At 63.0% G+C, this 21,983-nt stretch carries 8 protein-coding genes and 2 pseudogenes; 9 read left to right on the forward strand and 1 reads right to left on the reverse strand.

All coding sequences use genetic code 11. The features are described 5' to 3' along the window. Window positions 1-2: 2 nt before the first annotated feature. The 9 genes and pseudogenes from EKD05_RS15455 to EKD05_RS15495 form a co-directional block, all read left to right on the forward strand. On the forward strand, window positions 3-6,836 hold the full coding sequence (locus EKD05_RS15455; RefSeq protein WP_129674296.1) for a type I polyketide synthase: 6,834 nt from the start codon (window positions 3-5) through the stop codon (window positions 6,834-6,836). A 9-nt stretch (window positions 6,837-6,845) separates the two neighbouring features. Further along, window positions 6,846-7,766: a DMT family transporter gene (locus EKD05_RS15460; protein ID WP_129674298.1), complete on the forward strand. Its 921-nt coding sequence runs from the start codon at window positions 6,846-6,848 to the stop codon at window positions 7,764-7,766. Further along, the gene (locus EKD05_RS15465) at window positions 7,763-8,893 is read left to right on the forward strand and encodes an SGNH/GDSL hydrolase family protein (protein WP_129674300.1); all 1,131 of its coding nucleotides are present in this window, start codon (window positions 7,763-7,765) and stop codon (window positions 8,891-8,893) included. The genes EKD05_RS15460 and EKD05_RS15465 overlap by 4 nt, the downstream gene beginning before the upstream one ends. Window positions 8,894-8,932: 39 nt before the next feature. Then, the gene (locus EKD05_RS15470) at window positions 8,933-15,481 is read left to right on the forward strand and encodes a type I polyketide synthase (protein WP_165360758.1); all 6,549 of its coding nucleotides are present in this window, start codon (window positions 8,933-8,935) and stop codon (window positions 15,479-15,481) included. Next, entirely contained in the window at window positions 15,481-18,867 is a 3,387-nt protein-coding gene (locus EKD05_RS15475) for a non-ribosomal peptide synthetase (RefSeq protein ID WP_129674304.1), read from the forward strand. The genes EKD05_RS15470 and EKD05_RS15475 overlap by 1 nt, the downstream gene beginning before the upstream one ends. After that, window positions 18,864-19,679, forward strand: a complete 816-nt coding sequence (locus EKD05_RS15480) for a serine aminopeptidase domain-containing protein (protein WP_129674305.1) — start codon at window positions 18,864-18,866, stop codon at window positions 19,677-19,679. Before EKD05_RS15475 ends, EKD05_RS15480 begins: the two co-directional genes overlap by 4 nt. Next, a complete protein-coding gene (locus tag EKD05_RS15485) occupies window positions 19,676-20,626 on the forward strand; it encodes an alpha/beta fold hydrolase (protein WP_165360759.1) in 951 nt (316 codons plus the stop codon). Before EKD05_RS15480 ends, EKD05_RS15485 begins: the two co-directional genes overlap by 4 nt. Continuing rightward, entirely contained in the window at window positions 20,616-21,374 is a 759-nt protein-coding gene (locus EKD05_RS15490) for a 4'-phosphopantetheinyl transferase superfamily protein (protein WP_129674309.1), read from the forward strand. The genes EKD05_RS15485 and EKD05_RS15490 overlap by 11 nt, the downstream gene beginning before the upstream one ends. Beyond that, a pseudogene (locus EKD05_RS15495) lies at window positions 21,375-21,530 on the forward strand (bifunctional adenosylcobinamide kinase/adenosylcobinamide-phosphate guanylyltransferase); the annotation flags it as partial. Between the two features lie 123 nt (window positions 21,531-21,653). On the opposite strand, the pseudogene EKD05_RS15500 reads toward EKD05_RS15495, so the two are convergent. Continuing rightward, window positions 21,654-21,983: pseudogene (locus tag EKD05_RS15500) on the reverse strand (ATP-binding protein); the annotation flags it as partial.

A 21,983-nucleotide genomic window follows, 5' to 3' on the forward strand; every position in this document is an offset into this window, starting at 1 on the left:
GTATGAATGAATTTTTTGAGCGCATCAGCAAACTTTCGCCAAAGCGTCTGGCCCTGCTCGCCCTTGAGTTGCAGGGGCGGCTGGAGAGTGCCGAACGCATACGACGTGAGCCAATTGCTATCGTTGGCCTTGGTTGCCAGTTTCCTGGGGCCGATGGCCCCGAAGCTTTCTGGGCCTTGCTGCGCGATGGGGTGGACGCCGTGAGTGAGATTCCGCCCTCGCGCTGGGATCGTGATGCGCTCTATGATCCCGATCCTGATGCACCTGGCAAGGTTGCGACCCGCTGGGGCGGCTTCATCGAGCCAATCGACAGGTTTGAACCCGAACTTTTTGGTATCTCGCCCCGTGAGGCCCAGACGATGGATCCGCAACAGCGCCTACTCTTGGAGGTCAGTTGGGAGGCTCTGGAGCGAGCGGGGTATGGATCGGCGACGCAACTGAGTGGCAGCGCAACGGGAGTTTTTGTTGGTATCTGCAATACCGACTATAGCGTAATGCTGCTTGGTGACGACCCAGCGCAGATCGATGCGTACCTCTCGACTGGCAATGCGCACAGTGTCGCTTCAGGGCGGATCTCGTATGTGCTTGGCCTTCAGGGTCCCAGTCTCTCGATTGATACAGCCTGTTCTTCGTCGCTGGTGGCGGTGCATCTTGCCATTCAGAGCCTGCGCAATGGCGAGTGCCGGATGGCCTTGGCGGGTGGCGTCAACGCGATCCTTGCCCCAACAACGACGGTCACGCTCTCGCGGGCCAGGATGATGGCCTCAGATGGGCGGTGCAAGGCTTTTGATGCGCGTGCCGACGGCTTTGTTCGTTCTGAGGGCTGCGGCATGGTGGTGCTCAAACGCCTGGCCGATGCCCTGACCGATGGCGATACCGTGCTTGCTGTGATCCGCGGGTCGGCGATCAATCAGGATGGGCGCAGCAACGGTCTTACGGCACCGAATGGCCCTGCGCAGGTGGCGGTGATTCGGGCCGCCCTTGAGGATGCCGCGCTGAAGCCTGCTGATGTGCATTACGTCGAGACCCACGGCACCGGGACGGCGCTTGGCGATCCGATTGAGGTGCAGGCGCTGGGGGCGGCGCTCGGCCCTGGTCGTGATGCGTCGACGCGTCTGGCGATCGGTTCGGTCAAGACCAACCTCGGCCACCTTGAATCGGCGGCCGGGGTTGCCGGTCTGATCAAGGCGGTGTTGATGTTGCAACATGGCATGATCCCGCCCCATTTGCACCTCACCGAGCTCAACCCCCATATTGCCTGGGACGAGTTGCCGATTGATGTGCCTGCAACTGGCGTGCCCTGGCCCGTTCGCCCCGGCCCGCGCATTGCTGGTGTTAGTTCGTTCGGCTTTAGCGGCACCAATGCCCATCTACTGCTCGAAGCTGCACCCGAGTCTGAGCCGACTGCGCCGAGTGGGCGCGAATTGCATCTGCTCACGCTCGCGGCTCGTAGCACGACGGCCCTGCGCAGCCTGGCGGGGCGTTTTGCTACGCATCTGGCTGCGTACCCCGAGCTTGCACCTGCCGATGTGGCCTATACCGCTAATACTGGTCGTGCGTTGCTGCCCCATCGCCTTGCGCTTGTTGGTGACAGCCTGGAGGAGTTGGGCTCGCAACTTGCTGCGCATGCTGCGGATGACGAGAGCGAGACCGTGCTTGTCGGTCGCGCCGAGGGGCCGCGTCCCCCTGCCGTCGCTTTTGTCTTCACAGGCCACGGCTCGCAGTATCTCGGTATGGGCCGCCGCCTCTACGCAACCGAGCCGGTCTTCCGCGCTGCTTTCGATCGCTGCGACGCGCTGCTGCGTACCGAACTGGCTCTGCCGCTGGTGGCGATCATTGGTGATCCGACTGATGCTCAGACCAATGGCAATGGGCATCCTCTCGATACGATGGCCTATGCTCAGCCGGCGCTCTTTGCGCTTCAGTATGCCCTTGCCGAGCTATGGCAGGCGTGGGGCGTGCGACCGACGGCGCTGCTTGGGCATAGCGTAGGTGAATATGCCGCCGCTGTGGTGGCGGGCGTGATGAGCCTAGAGGACGGGCTGCGCCTGGTGGCGGCGCGCGGTCGTCTGATGGCTTCACTTGCGTCTGATGGCGCTATGGCTGCAGTGATGGCGCCCGAAGATCGCGTCGCCGCGTTGCTTGCGCCGTATGGCGATCGGGTCTCAATTGCTGCGATCAATGGCCCGGCCAGCACGGTGATCTCGGGGGCAGCTGACGCGGTCGCTGCGGTTCTGGAAGATGTTGCGCTCGCAAAGATCGAGACCCGTCGCCTGGAGGTGCCCGTTGCTGCGCATTCGCCGCACGTTGATCCTATTCTTGACGCATTTGCCCGTATTGCCGCTACTGTCAGCTTCCATGAGCCGCAGATCGATGTTATTTCTACCCTGACTGGCCGCCTTGTTGGCCCTGGCGAGCTGACCACCGTTGCCTATTGGCGTCGCCATCTGCGTGAGCCAGTGCGTTTTGCCGATGCGGCGCTCGCGCTCTACGAGCATGGCTGCCGGGCTTTTGTTGAGATCGGCCCCCATCCTACGCTGCTTGGCATGCTGCGCCACCTGCTCCCCGCTGATGGCACGGCCTGGGCCCCCTCGTTGCGCCGTCAGTCCGATGATGCGCGCCAGATCCTGATGGGCCTGGGTGCGCTTGTTGTTGCTGGTGTGCCAGTTGATTGGGCCGCACTTTCTCGTGGTGAAGGGCGTCGGCGCGTGCCGTTGCCTACCTATCCCTTTGAGCGGAGCCGCTACTGGGTTGATGTGGTACCGCGTAGGTACGCTCGCAGCGGGCCGCTGGCCCCAGGCGCTCACCCGTTGCTTGGTACGCGCCTGCGCTCGCCTGCGGTGCGGGGGGCTGTCTTTGAGCGCCGACTCAGCGTCGAGATGTTGCCCTTCCTTGGTGACCACCGCGTTTTTGGTACGCTGGTAGTGCCGTCGCCGGTGCTGCTTGAACTCGCACAGGCAGCCGCACGGGCAGTTGGGCGCACGGGGCCGCTTGCTGTGGAGCAGTTTGTGCTAAACGAGGCCCTGGTTCTGCCAGAGCATGGGGAGCGTGTTGTTCAGACGCTTTTGACCGAGCAGCGCGATGGGGTGATCGCTTTTCAGCTTGTTAGTTGCGCTGAAGATGGCGACGCATGGACAACCCACGCCGAGGGTCGGCTTGTGGCCGGGTTTGCTGCCGAGCAGGTGAGCCTGGATCGCGAGCGGATCAAGGCGGCTTGCTCTGCGCAGATCGACGATGACGCCTATTATGCGCACCTAGCGCAGGCGGGTCTGCTCTTCGGTTCACGCTTTCGGGGTCTGCGCTCAATCTGGCGCCGTGATGGCGAGGCGCTGGCGCTGGTCGAGCTTCCCGCCGAGCTTGTCTCCGAGGCGGAAGCCTATACCATGCATCCGGCCCTGCTCGATGCATGTTTCCACCTGCTCGGCGCACCTCTGCAGCGCTACGATGAGTCGGGCGCGTACCTCTTGATCGCGATCGATCGCTTCCAGATCCATGCCCCGCCAGGCCGACGCCTCTGGGCCCACGCAACGCTCCGCACTGGTCATACATTGGGTGCAGCACTCTTTACCGGCGATATGTGGATCTATGATGAGGAAGGCACCCTCGTGGCCGAGGCTCGTGGGTTGCATCTCAAGGCTGCCAGTCGCACGACGCTGCTGCGTACGCCGAACCGCCACGCGAGCGACTGGCTCTATCAGGTGCGCTGGGAGCCAAAGCCTCGCGTGGGCGCTGCTGCGCCGATGGCCTCCACTGCTGCTGTGCTTGCTGCGCCTGGGGTTGTGACCGCGACCGTGGCGTCACGCTACCCTGATCTTGCCGCGCAGCACAACCTTGAGGCTACGCTCGCCGCGCTGCCAGCGCTCGAGGCCCTCAGCGCTACCTACGCGCTGCAAGCGTTGCGCCAACTTGGTTGGTCGCCTAGCCCAGGTGAGCATATCACCACCGATGCTCTCGCTACCATGCTTGGCATTGCGCCACGGCATCGCCGCCTCTTCGTCCGCATCCTTGGCATGTTTGCCGAGGATGGCTGGTTGCGCCAGGCTGGCGGCTCGTGGGAGGTGGTGCGGGTATGGTCTGACCAGGGCGATGTATCCGTGTCTGTTGCTGCACTACGCAGCCGCCATCCTGCGAGCGCACCCGAATTGGCGCTGCTCGAGCGTTGTGGCGCTCAACTCGCCGAGGTGCTGGCTGGTACTGCCGATCCAGTGCATCTGCTCTTCCCCGATGGCTCGCTTGCGCTCACCGAGTCGCTCTATGCCGCTACGCCCTTTGCCAGAGTTATGAATGACCTGGCGGCCGAGACTGTCCGCGTGGCCTTGGCGACTCTGCCCGCTGGTCGCCCGTTGCGGGTGCTCGAGATTGGCGCGGGTAGCGGTGCGACAACTCGCGCTATCTTGCCGGTGCTGCCCGCTGCGGATCTTGACTACTGGTTCACCGATGTCTCGTCCCATTTTACGGCGCGGGCTGCCGAGCAATGGCCGAGGGTGCGTACGCATAGTTTTGATGTTGAGCGTGACCCCATTGCGCAGGGCTTGCCGGCCCACGGTTTTGACCTGGTGATCGCGGCCAATGTGTTGCACGCCACGGCTGATCTCGCACGCACCTTGCGCAATGTTGCCACTGTGCTGGCCCCCGAGGGTCTGCTGCTGCTGATCGAAGGCACACGCCCCCTCCGCTGGGTCGATCTCACCTTTGGCCTGACCGAAGGCTGGTGGCGGTTTCAGGATGTTGCGGTGCGGCCAACGTATCCGTTGCTTGCCGCTACGGCCTGGGTCGAACTGCTGGCTGCGCAAGGTTTCGGCGAGGCCATGGCTTTGCCAGGCGAGGATAGCGGCCAGGCCGTGATCCTGGCCCGCCCGCCTGCCGTTGTGGACGCCGATCAAGCTGAGGTTCCAACGCCCACCCACTCGGTGCCTGCGCAGCCACATGGCATTGCTGAGCCCCACATCGCTGCGCCTGCAGCCCGTGATGCATGGCTGATCTTTGCTGATGAGGGCGGCGTTGGCGTCGGGTTGGCAGCTGAACTTGCTCGTGCTGGCGAACAGAGCGTCGTGGTACGCGTCGGCTCAGGTCGCACACACCTCGCAGACGGCACGCTCCAACTTGCGCCCGACGCCAATGCCGTCAGTGCCCTGCTGGCCGAGCTCAAGGCGCACACTGTTTATCACAAGGTTGTCTATCTTTGGGGTCTTGACGGGCCAACTGGCGATGCCGAGCAATTATTGGCAGCGCAAGCGACCGCCGCAGGCGTCGCGCTAGCCATAGCTCAGGCACTTATCGGGACGACGGCCCGGCTCTGGCTTGTTACGAGCGGTGCGCAACCTGCGGGGCCAATCACAACCCCCGCAGGCGTCGGCCAGGCCGCCCTCTGGGGGCTCGGGCGGGTGATTGCCCTGGAGCATCCCGAACACTGGGGAGGGCTGATCGACCTAGAGGCACACGATCCGGTGGCCGCCGTGCCTGCCTTGCTGGCCGAACTACGCCACCCCGACGGCGAAGACCAGGTAGCCTTGCGTGGTGGCGAGCGGTTTGTTCCGCGTCTGACGCGCGCCGCGCCGCTTGCCTCTGCTGCGCCTGCCTTTGATCCTGATGCCTCGTACCTCGTCACGGGCGGGCTTGGTGCGCTTGGCCTCAAACTGGCGCACTGGCTCGCCGAGGGCGGCGCCCGCCACATTGTGCTCACTGGTCGCACGCCGTTGCCCCCACGCAGCCACTGGCCCGACCTGGCCCCCGAGAGCCGCGAAGCTGCGCAGGTTGCTGCGATCTTGGCGATCGAAGCGCTTGGGGCAACCGTGACGGCAAGCGCCGCCGATGTTGCCGATCGCACCGCAATGGCAGCGCTCTGCGCCCGCTTTGGCACCGAACTGCCGCCGTTGCGTGGTCTCTTCCACACGGCTGCTGCGCTGGGGGCTGCGGCTGTGCGCGATCTGACCCCCGAGGCCCTCAACGCGATGTTGCGGCCCAAACTTGTCGGCGGCTGGCTGTTGCACGAACTAACCCGTGCCCAACCGCTCGACTCTTTCGTGCTCTTCTCTTCCACCACCGCGCTCTGGGGTTCGCGCGACCTTGCCCACTACGCCGCAGCCAACCAGACCCTCGACGCACTGGCGCACTACCGCCGCAGCCTTGGGCTCCCGGCGCTTGCCATCAACTGGGGCACCTGGGACGAAATGCGGGTCGCCTCGGCGTCCGAGCAACGCACCGTCGCCAGTTACGGTCTTGGGCGGATGCCGAGCGCGCAAGCGCTCGATGCGCTTGCCGCGCTGCTCGCCGCAGGGGTTGACCAGATGGCCGTTGCTGCGGTAGACTGGCAGGTACTCAAGCCTGCCTATGAAGCGCGTGCGGCCCGCCCATTCCTGGCCCACCTTGCCGTGGAACCACCACCGCCCGAGCCAGCGCAGGCCGAGGTTCGCCCCGAATTGTTGCGGCGTCTCGAAGGCGTGACTGAGGCCGAACGGCGCACGGTCATTGCCATGTTTGTGCGCGAGACCGTCGCACGTGCCCTGGGCATTCGCGATACGCGTCAGATCGATGACCGCCAGGGCCTCTTCGAGATGGGCATGGACTCGTTGATGTCGGTAGATCTCAAGAGTCGCCTCGAGCGCAGTGTTGGCATGGCGCTGCCTTCGACGCTTACTTTCAACTACCCGAGCGTGGCCGATCTTGCGACCTTTTTTGCTGACGAGTTGCTGGTCGAGGCGATCACAGACAATGAGCCTGAAGCCCTGACGAGCAAACACGCGCCTGATCCGCAGTCTGCGCTGACCGATGCCGATGATCTATCCGAGGACGACCTGGCCGCGCTGCTTGCGGCCAAGCTCGCCCGGTTGCAATAGGAAGGTTCAATGAGCATCACGTGGTCTATAGAGACAAGGCAGCGCCTGATCGTCGCTGGATTGCTTGGTCTGGTGGCGCTACTCTGGACAATTGCCGAGATTTTGCCGACGATGCTTGCCCCTGACTACTCGTTGTATCAGGTGGTGTGGGTGCGTTATGGGACCCATATCCTGCTGATGCTGCTTGCACTGGTGCCGCGCCACGGCCTGGCGCTGATGCGCACCCGTCGCCCCGCCTTGCAGATTGGGCGTGGCCTGCTGATGATTGGCATGCCAGCAAGCTATATTGCTTCGCTCGGTCATGCTCGCGGCCTTGATGTCGTCGCGGTCTTCTGGCTCACGCCATTGCTGCTGCTTGCCTTTGCTGCCCTGGTGCAGCACGACTATGCCCACTGGTCGCTCTGGGTTGCCGCGTTTGGCAGCTTCCTTGGTGCCCAATTGATCTTGCGCCCAGGCCCCGAGGTCTTGGCGGCTATACCCTATGGCCTGGCGATGGGGCTATCATTTAGCCTGTATGTTGTGCTCACACGCTCGTTGCGTGATGAAGCGACGATGACCAACCTGTTCTATTCGGCGCTGGTCGTTTTTCTCCCGCTGACCTTCTTTCTGCCAGCGTTCTGGATGCCGCTGACGCCACGTGATGCGTTACTGATGGCCGCCGTCGGGGTTGTGGGGCTTGGCGTGCTCTGGGCGATCGACAAGGCCACTGACCTGGCCCCCATCTCGGGGCTCGCGTCGCTCTTTACACTCCAACTGGTCATCATCGCGGTGCTTCTCCCCGCACTCACAGGTATGCGCCCCGGACGGCTTGTGCTGGCTGGTGCGGGGCTGGTGGTAGCCTCGGCGGTTGCTGGATGGCTCTTGCCACTTCGTTTCTCGGCAACTCCTGTTGACCAAGCGCAGGTGCGCGTTCCAATGGAGGGACGATGAAAATAATGATCCGTATCCTGGCTATAACGGTCGCCCTAGCGTTTGCTGGCATTGTGGTTGCCAGCATGCGCTGTGGCCCGGGGCAGCCGTGTGTCTTTCTGCCGGTCGTGACAAGCCAGGCGACCTCTTCGGCCACCGCTGTGCTGCCACCGACTGCGACCTCGACCTTGCCGCCGACGATCACGGCGACTCCGATGCCCACGGTGACACCGGTTCCGCCACCATCGCCGACGCCGACCGGCAACCCGCAGCCGACGACGATCGTCGGTCTGGCTATTCTGGGTGATAGCACGCAGGACGAGTATCGTGCCGACAATCCGCGGGGCGGCGACTATGGCGCCACAACCTTCAACTGGGTCGAGTTGCTCGCCATCGTGCGTGACATCAATGTCGGTGCATGGGGCACGCGGCCCGAGCCGCGGCGCAGTGGCTATGCCTTCAACTGGGCACGCAGCGGCGCTACGTCGGATCAGATGATCAATGACGGCCAGCATACCGGCACTGCTCGGCAGATCCTCGACGGCGACGTTTCCCACGCCGTCATTCAGATCGGCATCAATGACTTCTACTTTAGCGGGCTCGGGTTGGAAATCTATGAAGGCACAGTGACTGGTGAGCAACTGCGGGCGCGTCTTGATGCGATCGCCAACAACATCATCACGGCTGCACGTACCCTGCAAGAAACGGAACGCTGCGCGGTGCTGGTCGCTGCTACCCAGGACTACCTCACGCTGCCGGTGGTGCCCGAGTTGTATGTGGCCTATAGCGATCCTGCTGGCCGTCAGCGTTTTGTTGATGCTGTTGCCTATCTGAATCAAGCATTAGAGCGCCTGAGCGCCGAGGCAGGCGTAACGTTCTTTGACTTCAACGCCGCCTACCTGGCCGAGATCCAGGGCCGCCTCGACAATGATGGCTTGCTCATGGTCGGCGGCGAACGCATCGATGTGCGCACACGCGGCGATAACCCCCGCTTTGGCCTGCTTGATGATGGGTACGTCCATCCCGGTACCGTCCTGTCCGGACTCTACGCAAAAGTGTATATTGAGGCGTTCAATCGCTCTTTTGGCACGGCGATCACGCCGCTGACCGATAACGAGATTCTTCAGGCCGCCGGCATTAGACCTTAGCCGCACGCGGACGATTACAGCTACGCAAGGATGATCAGCATGAGCAACCCAGGACAGAACGCCGATCGCCGTTCATTGCTCCAGAGCTCGCTCCAGGCCATTGAGATCTTGGAGGCGAAGCTTGCCGCAACCGAACGCGCCCGTACCGAGCCAATTGCCGTGATTGGCATGAGTTGTCGTTTTCCTGGCGGTGTCGATAGCCCCGAGCGTTTCTGGCAATTGCTCTACGAGGGTCGCGATGCCGTTACCGAGCTTCCCCCCGAGCGGCGCAAGATTGCTGAGGCTTTTGGCGTTACGGTCAACGATGACCCCGGAAAACCCGTCTGGCGGGGTGGTTTCCTCGATCAGATCGCGTACTTTGATCCGCAGTTGTTCGGCATTACCCCCCGCGAGGCCCAGACGATGGACCCGCAGCAGCGTCTGGTGCTTGAGGTGGCCTGGGAGGCGCTTGAGCGTGCGGGGCTTGCCCCCGATCGCCTCGCTGGCAGCAGGACGGGTCTTTTTCTTGGTATTAGTACCAATGACTATAGCGATATCGTGCGCGCTCAGGGCTACGCGAATATCGACGCGTATGCGGCAACCGGTGGCTCGATGAATGTTGCTGCAGGCCGTGTCTCGTTTGTCCTCGGTCTTCAGGGGCCGGCCATGGCTGTTGATACGGCCTGCTCGTCGTCGCTGGTGGCCGTGCATCTTGCCGTGCAGAGCCTGCGTAACGGCGAGAGCAGCATGGCGCTGGCCGGTGGCGTCAATGTCGTGCTGATGCCTGATGGCTTTGTGAGCTTTAGTAGTTGGGGCATGATGGCCTCTGATGGCCGCTGCAAGGCCTTTGATGCTCGTGCTGATGGCTTCGTCCGTGCCGAGGGCTGCGGCATGCTTGTGCTCAAGCGCTTGAGTGATGCCCAGGCCGCCGGTGACCCCATTCTCGCCGTGATCCGTGGCTCGGCCGTAAACCAGGACGGGCGGAGCAGTGGGCTGACGGTGCCCAATGGGCGCGCCCAGCAGGCGATGCTGCAGCAGGCACTTGCCAACGCGGGCCTGCAACCAGCTGAGGTGCAGTATATCGAGGCCCACGGTACCGGAACGGCGCTCGGTGATCCGATAGAGGTCGAGGCAATCGGGGCGGTGCTCGGCAAGGGCCGTAGCCCCGACCGCCCCCTCTTCTTGAGTTCGGTCAAGACGAATATTGGCCATGCCGAGTCGGCTGCCGGGATCGCGGCGATGATCAAGGTCATCCTGGCGATGCAGCATGGCGAAGTTCCACCTCTGCTTCATCTTCACGAGCGCAGCCCGAACATTCCCTGGCCGGCGTTCCCGATTGAACTCCCGACGGTGCCTACGCCGTGGCCTGCCTCCGATGGGGTGCGCGTGGCCGGTGTGAGTGGCTTTGGTTTTAGCGGAACCAATGCCCACGTGTTGCTTGCTTCGGCACCTGCCGATGCTGTTTCGACAGATACGCCAGGGTCAGCATCAACCAGCGAGCCACGCCAGTACAACTTGATCACGCTCTCGGCGCGAAGCGAGGCGGCCATACACGATGCCGCTTCACGTCTCGCAACGCATCTTGCCGCGTACCCTGATGCGTCGCTCGCCGATGTGAGCTACACGGCCAATACGGCGCGCGCTCAGTTTGCGCACCGGCTGGCTGTGGCTGCCGCAAGTGGCGAAGAGCTGCGCTCACGCCTCGAGATGTTTGTTGCAAGCGGTGCTGCGCCGGGTGTCACTGCCGGGCGTGCCATAGGTGGCGCTGCGCAGGTCGCCTTTCTCTTCACCGGCCAGGGTGCGCAGTATGCCGGCATGGGCCAACGTCTCTATGCGTCTGAGCCCGCCTTTCGCACAGCGCTCGACCGCTGCGCTGAACTGCTTGAAGCCCATCTTGATCTGCCGCTACTTGAGGTGCTGTTTGGCGCGGCGACCGATAAGATCGATCAAACTGCCTATACCCAACCGGCGCTCTTCGCCCTTGAATATGCGCTCGCTGAACTCTGGCGTTCGTGGGGGGTGGTGCCTTCTGCGCTCCTTGGGCATAGTGTGGGTGAGTATGTCGCGGCGGTGATCGCTGGCGTGATGAGTCTGGAGGACGGCCTGCGCCTGATTGCGGTCCGTGGTCGCCTGATGCAGTCGCTGCCGCCCGGCGGGGCGATGGCCGCGATCTTTGCGCCCCTCGAACAGGTGCAGGCTGCGGTTGAGCCCTATGCAACTACGCTTGCCATCGCTGCCGCCAATGGCCCCGAACATACCGTAATTTCCGGTGCCGTTGCTGCCGTCGAGGCCGTGATGGAACAGTTCGGTGGTGCCGGGGTGCGGGTTCAACGCCTTGTCGTAAGCCACGCATTCCATTCGCCATTGATGGACCCAATCCTGGATCAGTTCGAGCGGGTCGCAGCTTCAATCACAATGCATCCTCCACGGCTGCCTCTGATTTCGAATCTCAGTGGCACTGTTGCTGGCGATGAAGTGATGACTTCAGCCTACTGGCGCCGCCATCTGCGTGAAGCGGTGCGCTTCCATGCCGGTGTCACAACCCTTCGGAGCGCTGGGTTTGATCTCTTGCTTGAGCTTGGCCCTCACCCGACGTTGCTTGGCATGGTTCAGCAGGACTCCGAGGCCGCACCACTTCGCGCCGGCTTGCCCTCGTTGCGCCGTAGCCGTGACGATCATCAGCAGATGCTCGAAAGCCTCGGCCAGATCTATGTCGCTGGTGTGCCAGTCAATCTCGCTGCGCTGCACCAGGATGCCGCCCGTCGCAAAGTGATTTTGCCTACGTATCCCTTCCAGCGCAGTCGCTACTGGGTTGATCTGCCTGTGCTGACCGCACGGCGCGCCCGCGAACAGGCTTTTGGCGGCCATCCGCTGCTCGGGCGGCGCACGCGATCGCCGCTGCTGCGCGAGACGCTGTTCGAGAGCGAGGTGAGCGCGGTTGAGCCGGCGTTTCTCGCTGATCACGTTGTTTATGATGCGACCGTTTTTCCTGGCACAGCCTACCTGGAACTGGCCCTGGCCGCCGCCGCGAGCATTGGATCGCATCCGCTGCGGGTGTCCAACCTCAGCATTCGCGAACCGTTGCTTCTCAGCGAGGCACCCTATACCTTGCAACTCGTTCTGACCCCCGAGCTTGATGGTGCCTATACTGTCCAGATCGCTGGCTTTGATGCTAATGATCCCGAGGCTGTTCACAACCACGCCACAGGTGTTGTGCATGTCGCTGACGCTGCCATCGTTGCCCAGGCTGATCTCGCTGCTCTGCGTGCAACATGCCCCGAGCCAGTAGACGCCAATGAGTTCTACGCGGGCCTGGCCGAAAAAGGCCTTGGTTATGGCCCTGCCTTCCGCGGCGTGACTGCGCTCTGGCGCGGCGAGCATGCCGCCCTTGGCCTGGTGCGCTTGCCCGAGGCCGCTGGTGCTGCCGAGGCTTTTCAGATCCACCCCGCTCTGCTCGATGCCTGTTTCCACGTGATTGGCGCAGCTATGCCTGCGGGTGATGCCGGTGTCCCTGTTGGCATTGCCGATCTGACGCTCTTGCGTCCTGCGCCTACCACGCTCTGGTGTTATGCTGAACGCCTCAAGACCGATGCCCCAGGCAATCAGGCGTTGACCTGCCGCCTGCACCTCTTTGATGAGGCCGGGCAGACCGTCGCTACCCTCGAACGTCTTGAGGTGCTACGGGCACCCCGTGGTGCCTGGGAGCGCGATGCCCTGGCGCCCTGGTTCCATCAGGTCGCTTGGCGCCCACGGCCCCAGACGGCAAGCCAGACGCTGCTTGCGTCTGGGACATGGCTACTGCTCACTGATGAGGCCGACGCGGCTGAACCTCTCACGGCTGCGCTCACCGAGGCTGGGGCCGATGTGATAGTCGCTTTGCCTGGTTCGATGACTGTTCAGCACGAGGCAGGGCGCTGGCAGGTGAATCAGGCCGATCCCGCTGCTTTTGATCAGCTCTTGTCTGCCACTGGTATGCTGGCCGGCGTTGTCTGTTTGTGGGTTGCTCCGGATCTTCCGCGCACACTCGATGCCCTGGTTGCCCGTCAGCAAGTTGCCTGTGCCACGACACTTCATCTGGTGCAGGCGCTTGGCCGTTGCACCAGCGCGTTGCCGCGCCTCTGGATTGTCACGCGCGGCACGCAGCCTGCCGACCTGGTGGGTGCTTCGGTTGAACCGGCTGATGCGACGCTCTGGGGCCTTGGCAAAGTGATCGCTCTCGAAAATCCTGGACTGCGCTGCACCCTGGTGGATCTTGACCCGGCTGCCGATCATCAGGCCCAACTGCTCAATGAACTGCTGGCGCCCGATGCCGAAAATCAGGTGGCGTTCCGTGGCGGGGTGCGTCTGGCTGCACGCCTGATCCCACGCGCTTCGCCTGGCATGGCCTTGCCGCCTGGTGTCGCCTACCGCCTGTCGCTGCCCGAGCGTGGTCAACTCGATAAACTGGCCTATCTCCCCCTGGATCTTGCCACGCCTGGCCCTGGCGAGGTGGCTGTCACTGTCCACGCAACGGGGCTCAACTTCCGCGATGTGCTCAATGTGCTCGGCATGTACCCCGGCGACCCCGGACCTCCTGGGATCGAGTGTGCGGGCGTGATCGCGGCTGTTGGCGAGGGTGTGTCTGATGTGAGCATTGGCGATGCAGTGGTTGGCCTGGCCCCGCATAGCTTTGATGCGGTTGCGATCACGCCGGCCAACCTCGTTGCCCACATGCCCGCTGGCCTGAGTTTCGCCGCCGCAGCGACGGTGCCGAGTGCGCTGCTCACTGCCCACTATGGCCTGCGTGTGCTGGCTGATCTCCAGCCCGGCCAGCGTGTGTTGATCCACGCTGCGGCGGGCGGGGTTGGCCTGGCTGCTGTGCAGATCGCGTTGTCGTGCGGGGCCGAGGTCTTTGCCACCGCCGGTAGCCCGGCCAAACATGCCCATCTGCGTGCGATGGGCGTGCAGCATATCTTTAGCTCACGGACGGCAAACTTCCGCGAGCCGCTGCTCGAACGCACTGGTGGGCACGGGGTTGATGTGGTGCTCAACTCGCTCTCGGACGATTTCATCAGCGATAGCTTCGCCGTCCTGGCAACGGGAGGATGCTTTCTAGAGATTGGCAAGCGCGGGATCTGGACGCTCGCACAGGCTGCCGAGGTGCGCCCTGATGTGCGCTATCTGCCCTATGATCTCGGCGATGTTCTGCGCGATGAGCCGCAGTTGATCAAAACGATGCTGCAGGAATTGCTGGCGGCGATCGCACACGGCACCCTTGCGCCGCTGCCGTTGCGTGCGTTTTCTGCTGAAGCGACGGTGGAGGCCTTCCGCTATATGTCGCAGGCAAAACATATTGGCAAGGTGGTGGTTACGCACAGGCCGTCTGCCTGGCAAGGTCTGGTACGTCCCGAGGGGGCCTATCTGATTACTGGCGGCCTCGGCGGCCTTGGCTTGCGCGTTGCCGCATGGCTTGCCGAACGCGGAGCCGGCCAGATTACGCTTGTGGGGCGTCGTGAACCGTCCCCTCAAGCGCTCGCGGCCATTACGGCCCTGCGCGAGGCGGGCACCGAGGTGCAGATCCTCGCTGCTGATGTCGCAGACCCTGCCGATGTGACCCGTATCATCGCGACCATCGCCGCAACCGGCAAGCCGCTCCGCGGCATCTTCCACGCCGCCGGTACGCTCGATGATGGTGTGCTGTCTCAACAAGCGTGGTCGCGCTTTGTGACGGTTTTTGCCCCCAAGGTCGCCGGGTCCTGGAATCTTCATGCCGCAACGCTTGATGCTCCGCTCGATCACTTCGTGCTCTTCTCTTCGGCCTCGGCCCTGCTTGGCAACGCTGGCCAGGCGAATTATGCGGCGGCCAATGCGTTCCTTGATGCCCTCGCGCATGCGCGCCGCGCCGCGGGTCTCCCGGCGGTCAGTCTCAACTGGGGGGCATGGGCCGAAGTGGGCATGGCTGCGGCTCTTGATGCCGGTCACCAGGGCCAGATCGCCGGGCGGGGGATCGAGTTGATTGACCAGGCCAGGGGCGTTCTGGCCCTCGAACGGGCGCTTGCCAGTGGCGATGCGCAGGCCGCCGTGCTCCCCGTGCGTTGGGCCACGCTCCTTGAACAGTTCCCCGCCGGGCAAATGCCCCCGCTCTTTGCCGAGCTCGCACGCGCTACCCCCGTCAGGCCAACTCCCGCGACAGGCGACGATACGGCCACCTTCCGCCGCTTGCTCGCTGATACGCCAGGTGACCAGCGCCAGCGCGTGCTCGTCGAGCGGCTGACCCTTCACGTTGCGCGCGTGATGGGCCTTGATCCGCAAGCAACCGATCCTAGCCGTTCGCTCAGCGATCTGGGCATCGACTCGCTGATGGCCGTAGAATTGAAGAACCGTATTGATGCCGATCTGCGTGGGAGCGTGCCGGTCACGACCTTGCTCGCCGGGCCTACGATTGAAGCCCTCGCCGCTGAACTCGCCCCGCAGGCCGGTAGCGCCCCCGAGCAGCCTGCGGCACCGGATGTATCCGTCCATGCCCCCGCGCCAACTCCGGATCAGGTGCTCGCTAACCTTGACCAGCTCTCGGACGATGATGTTGATGCGATGCTCAATGCGCTGCTCAATGACCAGGGAGGTGCTTGATGTCTACGTCTCACCCGCCTATGGCCGATCTTTCGCCCGAAGAGCGCCGTGCGTTGCTCGCTCAGTTGCTGCGCGCGAAGGCGCGTGCGTCAGTGACCCGGATGCCGCTCTCGTATGGTCAGCAGGCGCTCTACTTCACGCAGCAACTTGCGCCCGAGAGTTCGGCGTACAATGTGGCGTTTGCCGCTACAGTGCGCTCGGCGGTCGATGCACTGGCCCTTCAGCGTGCGTTCCAGACAATCGTTGATCGCCATGCGGCCCTGCGTACCAGTTTCGAGCTTACCGATGACGGGCCAGTGCAATGTGTTGCTGGTGCCGCTGACCTTGATTTTGCGCTGCTTGATCTGGCTGGCTACGATGATGCCGAGCTCGCTCGCCAGGTCGAGGCGGCGCACGCGCAGCCTTTTGATCTCGCGTGCGCTCCGCTGATGCGCGTGCGGCTCTTTACGCGTCACGCGACTGACCATGTTCTGCTCATGACGGTCCATCACATCGTCTTCGATGGCTGGTCAATGGGCCTTGTGCTCGATGAACTCACCCGCCTCTATGCCGCCGAGTTGGGCGGCTCGGCGGCTGACCTCGCTCCTGTGCAGCACCAGTATGGCGAATTTGTCGCTTGGCAGCAGCAGATGCTCGCCGGCTCCGACGGCGAACGCCTGCGCACCTATTGGCATGGACGACTCGCTGGCGATCTGCCGGTGCTTGATTTGCCAATCGATAAGCCGCGCCCACCCTTTCAGAGCTTCCATGGCAGTTCGCATACGTTGACGTTTGCCCCCGGCCTGGCCCTCAAACTGCGTGAACTGGCCAAGGCTGAACACACAACCCTCTATGCGCTTGTGCTCGCCGCTTTTTATGTGCTCTTGCATCGCAGCACCGGTCAGGAGGATCTGATCGTCGGCTCGCCCATGGCTGGCCGCAGTCGCCCCGCTTTCCAGCAAACGGTCGGTTATTTTGTCAGTCCCCTGCCGCTGCGGGCGACGCTCGCTGCTGATGACTCCTTTCGCGATGTGCTCGGCCAGGTGCGCCAGATTCTCCACGAGGCAATTGCCCACGAGGATTACCCCTTCGCGTTGCTGGTCGAACAATTGCATCCTAAACGTGAGCCGGGTCGCACGCCGATCATTGAGGTTTTGTTCACCCACCAGAAGGCCCAGATCCTCGGCAAGCTGGCTGAAGGCATGGCAACAGGGAGCCTGCGCTCTCCCGAGATGGGCCTCCAGCTTGAGCCGTTCCCGCTGAGTCAGGAGAATGGTCAGTTTGACCTGAGTCTGCTGCTGATCGAGGCGGGCGATGCGCTTGGTGCGCAGCTTAAATATAATAGCGACCTTTTCGAGCCTGCGACGATCGCTCGCATGGCAGGCCACTTCCAGATGTTGCTGGATGGCATCATTGCCGATCCGGGGCAGGCTATTGGCACGCTGCCGATGCTGACGCCGGAAGAACAGTCCCTTATCCTTGCGCAGTGGAATGCGACTGACGCGGCGTATCCGGCTGACCGGTGCATCCATGAGCTTGTTGCGGCTCAGGCGGCACGTACACCCGAGGCCATCGCTGTCTGGGCCGACGCTGCGACGCTTACCTATGGTGAGCTTGAGCGGCGGGCCAATCGCCTCGCCCATCACCTGCGCACGCTCGGTGTGGGGCCAGGCTCCCTCGTTGGCGTGCTGCTCGAACGCACGCCGACCATGCTTGTCGCCTTGCTCGGTGTGCTCAAGGCTGGCGCTGCGTATGTGCCGCTTGATCCTGGCTTCCCCGCCGAGCGCCTTGCGATGATGTTGGAGGATAGCCGTGCGGCGGTTCTGCTTACCCAGGCTTCGCTGGTGGCAACCGTGTCGGCTGGCTCGGCGCACCTGGTGTGCCTCGATACCGACTGGCCGCCGATCGAGGCGCTGCCCGATGAGGCGCTGCCCTCCCTCGCCGGCCCCGAAGACCTCGCCTACGTCATTTTTACCTCTGGCTCGACCGGACGCCCCAAGGGTGTTCAGATCCCTCACCGTGCTGTGGTCAATTTCTTGCACAGCATGGCCCGTGAACCCGGCCTTGCCGCTGACGATGTGCTACTGGCTGTGACAACCCTTTCGTTTGACATCGCTGTGCTCGAACTGTTTCTGCCCTTGCTCGTTGGTGCCCGCGTGGCCCTAGCGAGTCGCGGCGATGCCGCGAATGGCGAGGCCCTGGCATCATTGCTGGTCGAGACCGGGGCTTCGGTTATGCAGGCGGCACCGGTAACCTGGCGCTTGCTGCTGGCGACCGATTGGCAACCAATCCATGGCTTCAAGGGGTTGTGCGGTGGCGAGGCGCTGCCAGCATCGCTGGCTGGCGAGTTGCTCGAGCGTGGTGTGACGCTGTGGAATATGTATGGCCCGACCGAAACCACCGTCTGGTCAACGCTGCAACGCATTACGTCTGCCGAGCCGCCGATCCTGATCGGACGCCCTATCGCCAATACGCAGCTCTACATCCTCAGCCCGGCCTTGCAGCCGCTCCCGGTTGGCGTGACCGGCGAACTCTATATCGGTGGCGATGGCCTGGCCCACGGGTACTTGCATCAGCCCGCGTTGACCAACGAACGGTTTATCAACAGTCCATTCAGCTCAGAACCGGGGGTGCGTCTCTACTATACGGGCGATCTTGCCCGCTACAAGGCCGACGGCTCGGTGGAAGTGCTCGGTCGTACCGATCACCAGGTCAAAATCCGTGGCTTCCGCATCGAGTTGGGTGAAATCGAGGCGACCCTTGTGCGCCATCCCGAGGTGGCCGAGGCCGCAGTTGCTGCCCGTGACGATGGGCGTGGCGGGTTGCGGTTGGTGGCCTATCTGGTGCCGACAGGCACCGAGATCCCGGCGGCAGGCGCGTTGCGCGTCTATCTGCGCACCACCTTGCCTGACTATATGCTGCCAACGGCCTTTGTGCCCCTGGATCAATTGCCGCGCACACCGAATGGCAAGCTTGACCGGCGCGCCCTGCCGGCCCCCGAGCCAACACGCGCCCTCGCTAACGCCAATTTTCAGCCCCCCTCTAGCTCCACCGAACAGGCTGTGGCCGAAGTATGGCGCGAGGTCTTGCAACTCGAACGAGTTGGTGTGTACGATAACTTCTTCGACCTCGGCGGCCATTCCTTGCTTGCCGTCGAAACCCTCGCTCGCCTCGAGCACCGGCTCGGCGTCAAGGTCGGGCCGGCTGTGCTGCGGATGCAGAGCCTCGGCCAGATCGCGGCGACCTACGACGAATTGCTGCGCACCACCCCCGAGCCTGCCAGCGATAAGAATGCCTCTGCGCCTCCACCAACACCGCCGAGTCAGGGTCTGGCCGGTCGCCTCTTCAACGCGGTGCGTCGGGTTGTTGCGCCGGGTGATGCCGACGGAAAGGGCGAGCGCTCATGACCAGTATGCCCACGCACGAGCCAATCGAGCCGGCCTTCTTTGGCCCACCATCCCATCGGCTCTTTGGTTGCTACCACGAACCCCAGGGTTGGCCTGTCCGTGACTACGGGATCGTGATCTGTTATCCCATCGGTCAGGAGTATCTCCGCTCACATCGGGCCTGCCAGTATCTCGCCTCGGCTGCAGCCCGCGCCGGCTTCCCCACGCTGCGCTTCGATTACTATGGTACCGGCGATTCTGCCGGTGATCCTGACGAACTCGCGCTCGAGCACTGGCGCAACGATCTTCTGCTGGCCGTCGAAGAGTTGCGGGCTCGTAGCGGGGTTGGCCCGGTTATTCTTGCCGGACTGCGCCTCGGTGCAAGCCTCGCCCTCACCGCCGCCGCACAGATCGACGATCTCGCTGGTCTCGTGCTCTGGGAGCCAGTCGTGCATGGCAATGCCTATCTCGACGAGTTGGTTGCCCTCCATGATGAGGCGATCCTGCGCTACTTTGTGCGTCCCCAGGATTACACGCCTAGCCCTCGCCCGGCCGAACTGCTTGGCTTTCCCGTTGGTGCCCCGCTGCGTACCGCGCTCGAGAAACTCGACTTGCTGGCAGTTCCTCCCCCTCGGGCCAGGCCGATCCTGCTGATCGAAAGCCATAGCATGCCTGAGCATGCCGCGCTCGCGAACCACCTGGGTGCCAGGGCGCGCCTCACCCACGAGCACGTTCCGAGTTTTACCGTCTGGACCGACGATGTTGATAAGGGACTTGTGCCAAACCAGGTCATCGCCGCGATTGTCGCATGGCTAGAAAAGGTTTTTGCGTGAACGAAGAGGCCATCCGTTTTGGCCCACAGCGCAGCCTGGTGGGCATCGTCACTGACGCAGGGGCACTGGCCAACCCGGAACTCCCTGCGGTTGTGCTGCTCAACGCCGGCTTGATGCACCGTGTTGGCCCGAATCGTACCTACGTGCAGCTTGCCCGCGCCCTTGCTGCGCGTGGGCACACGGTTATGCGCTTCGACTTCTCGGGCCTTGGCGACAGCCGCCCGCGCGCCGATCACCTGCCCTATCTCGAAAGCGCCCCCCGCGAGGCCAGAGATGCGATGGATTGGCTCGCCGACCAGCGTGGTGCCCACCACTTTATCTTGATCGGACACTGCGCCGGGGCTGGTGTGGCGCTCCTTGTTGCCCGCGATGATGCCCGCGTCGCTGCTGCTGTCCTGATCAATATGGAAGGCGGCGATGCAAGCTGGACCGAGTATGATCGCATGAAAAAAGTGAGCCAGATGCATGCCCGTGACTATGGTACGCGGGCACTCTTTAGCCGCGAGCGCTGGGCGAAAGTATTGAGCGGTCGCGCCGACTATCGCAGCATTGCGCGGGTGGTCTTCAAAGATATCATCTGGTACCGTCTCGCGAGCCTCAGGTTCCAGGTCAAGCGCACTGTCGTCAAACGGCAGCCTGCTCTCCGCGAAAAACAAGCCTCACTTGCGTCAGCATACCTTGATCCCATCATCAACCGAGGCGGTGCGATGCTGCTGCTTCACTCTGAAGGAAGTACCGGCCTTGAACAGATCCGTGCCACCTTCGGTGCCGAACTCGATCAGCGCATCGCGGCTGGTTCGCTTGACATAACAATCATCAACCAGTCTGATCACCTCTTTACCCTGGTTGCGCGCCAACGCCGTCTGTGCGATGAACTGGTTGCATGGGTAGGGCAACGCTGTGCGAGCTACGCAACGAAGCTCGTGGCAACCTCTGATGATCACTAGTTTCACACAGTTGCGACGCTATGCGCACTGGGGACGCGCCTCGACGCCCCCTCGTTTGTCCGATCATGAACTGCACATCTGGCGCACTTCATTGGCCTTGCCCCCTGATCAATGTGACGAACTTCGTGCCCTCTTGAGTGATGATGAAATCGTACGTGCAAACCGCTTTGTTTTTGCCCACGATCGTGACCGCTTCATCATCGCCCGTGCTCGTCTTCGGCGCTTGCTTGGTGCGTACCTTAACCTTGCACCGCAACAACTCCGCTTTGCCTACACCGCCTATGGCAAACCCTTGCTCGCCGACGCTGCTGTTGCCCAGGGGCTTACCTTCAACCTGTCGCACTCTGGCGACTTTGCCCTTTATGCAGTCTCGCTCAACGATCGCCCCGGCATTGATCTCGAACAGTTGCGCCAAAACCTCAACTTTACCCTCTTGCTCAACGATGTCTGTACACCCCGTGAGCAACAACGCATGGCCGGTATGCCACCTGCAACGGCACGCCAGATCTTCTTTCAAACCTGGGTCTGCAAAGAAGCGTACCTCAAAGCCCGCGGTGAAGGTCTTGCGTACCAACTTACTCATGCTGAAGTCCTGCTTTGCCCCAATGAGCCGCCTTCATTGACCTTTGCCGACCCGGCTGAAGATGCGCAGTGGCACCTCTCCCTGCTCGATCCTAGCCCGGGTTACGTTGCTGCTGTCGTAACCACAAAAGCAACCGCAACGATGCGCATGTTTGACTGCCCCTAACTGACCCTGATCGTGGTGACGAACGAAGTCGGCATGGGCATCGTGTCGGTCTACCCCCTTGGCCGCGTCTGTCGTGATTTGCTTGGATGGGCCAATCAACCGGTCGCCGCTGCGTCCACCGAGGTCTATGTGGTGGTCTGCGGAATCGCGGTCTAGTTGAAGGCCTTGGAGGTTGTATGGGCACCCTCAAGCGAGTAGTCCACGGCGCACTTGACGAGCATGAACTGAAGGTGACCATGGCTGGTTCGTCACAAACAATCCCCACTTGCATGCCGTGCGTTATGCCCGGACGACGGCGATCCTGCGCCCCTGTGGTGATAGTGCCGTCTCCACCGTGGTGCGCTGGGCGATGGGGGGTTGGCCGCTGCGCCGGTCGAAGACGACCAGCCAGCCGCGCTCGAGCCCCAGACCGGCCAGGTACGTATCGAGTTGCGCCAGCCCCTCGTCGCGGGGGTCGCTTTCGCCGTCGCGCCAGACCTTGAGTTCCATGCCCATCGTGACGGGCTGCGGGCCGCCGTAGCGCAGGCAGAGATCCATGCGCCGCGTGCCGATCGCGTATTCGCGGTCGAGCGAGCCGTTGCCGTTGACGACGCGGTGCAGGAAGGCCAT

Source organism: Candidatus Chloroploca sp. Khr17 (assembly GCF_004138165.1).
GTDB lineage: Bacteria > Chloroflexota > Chloroflexia > Chloroflexales > Chloroflexaceae > Chloroploca.

Excerpts from the sequence above, each read along its gene's own strand:
- EKD05_RS15455 (WP_129674296.1), top strand. The coding sequence starts at position 3 with ATGAATGAATTTTTTGAGCGCATCAGCAAACTTTCGCCAAAGCGTCTG.
- EKD05_RS15480 (WP_129674305.1), top strand. The coding sequence starts at position 18,864 with ATGACCAGTATGCCCACGCACGAGCCAATCGAGCCGGCCTTCTTTGGC.
- EKD05_RS15475 (WP_129674304.1), top strand. The coding sequence starts at position 15,481 with ATGTCTACGTCTCACCCGCCTATGGCCGATCTTTCGCCCGAAGAGCGC.
- EKD05_RS15465 (WP_129674300.1), top strand. The coding sequence starts at position 7,763 with ATGAAAATAATGATCCGTATCCTGGCTATAACGGTCGCCCTAGCGTTT.
- EKD05_RS15460 (WP_129674298.1), top strand. The coding sequence starts at position 6,846 with ATGAGCATCACGTGGTCTATAGAGACAAGGCAGCGCCTGATCGTCGCT.
- EKD05_RS15470 (WP_165360758.1), top strand. The coding sequence starts at position 8,933 with ATGAGCAACCCAGGACAGAACGCCGATCGCCGTTCATTGCTCCAGAGC.
- EKD05_RS15490 (WP_129674309.1), top strand. The coding sequence starts at position 20,616 with ATGATCACTAGTTTCACACAGTTGCGACGCTATGCGCACTGGGGACGC.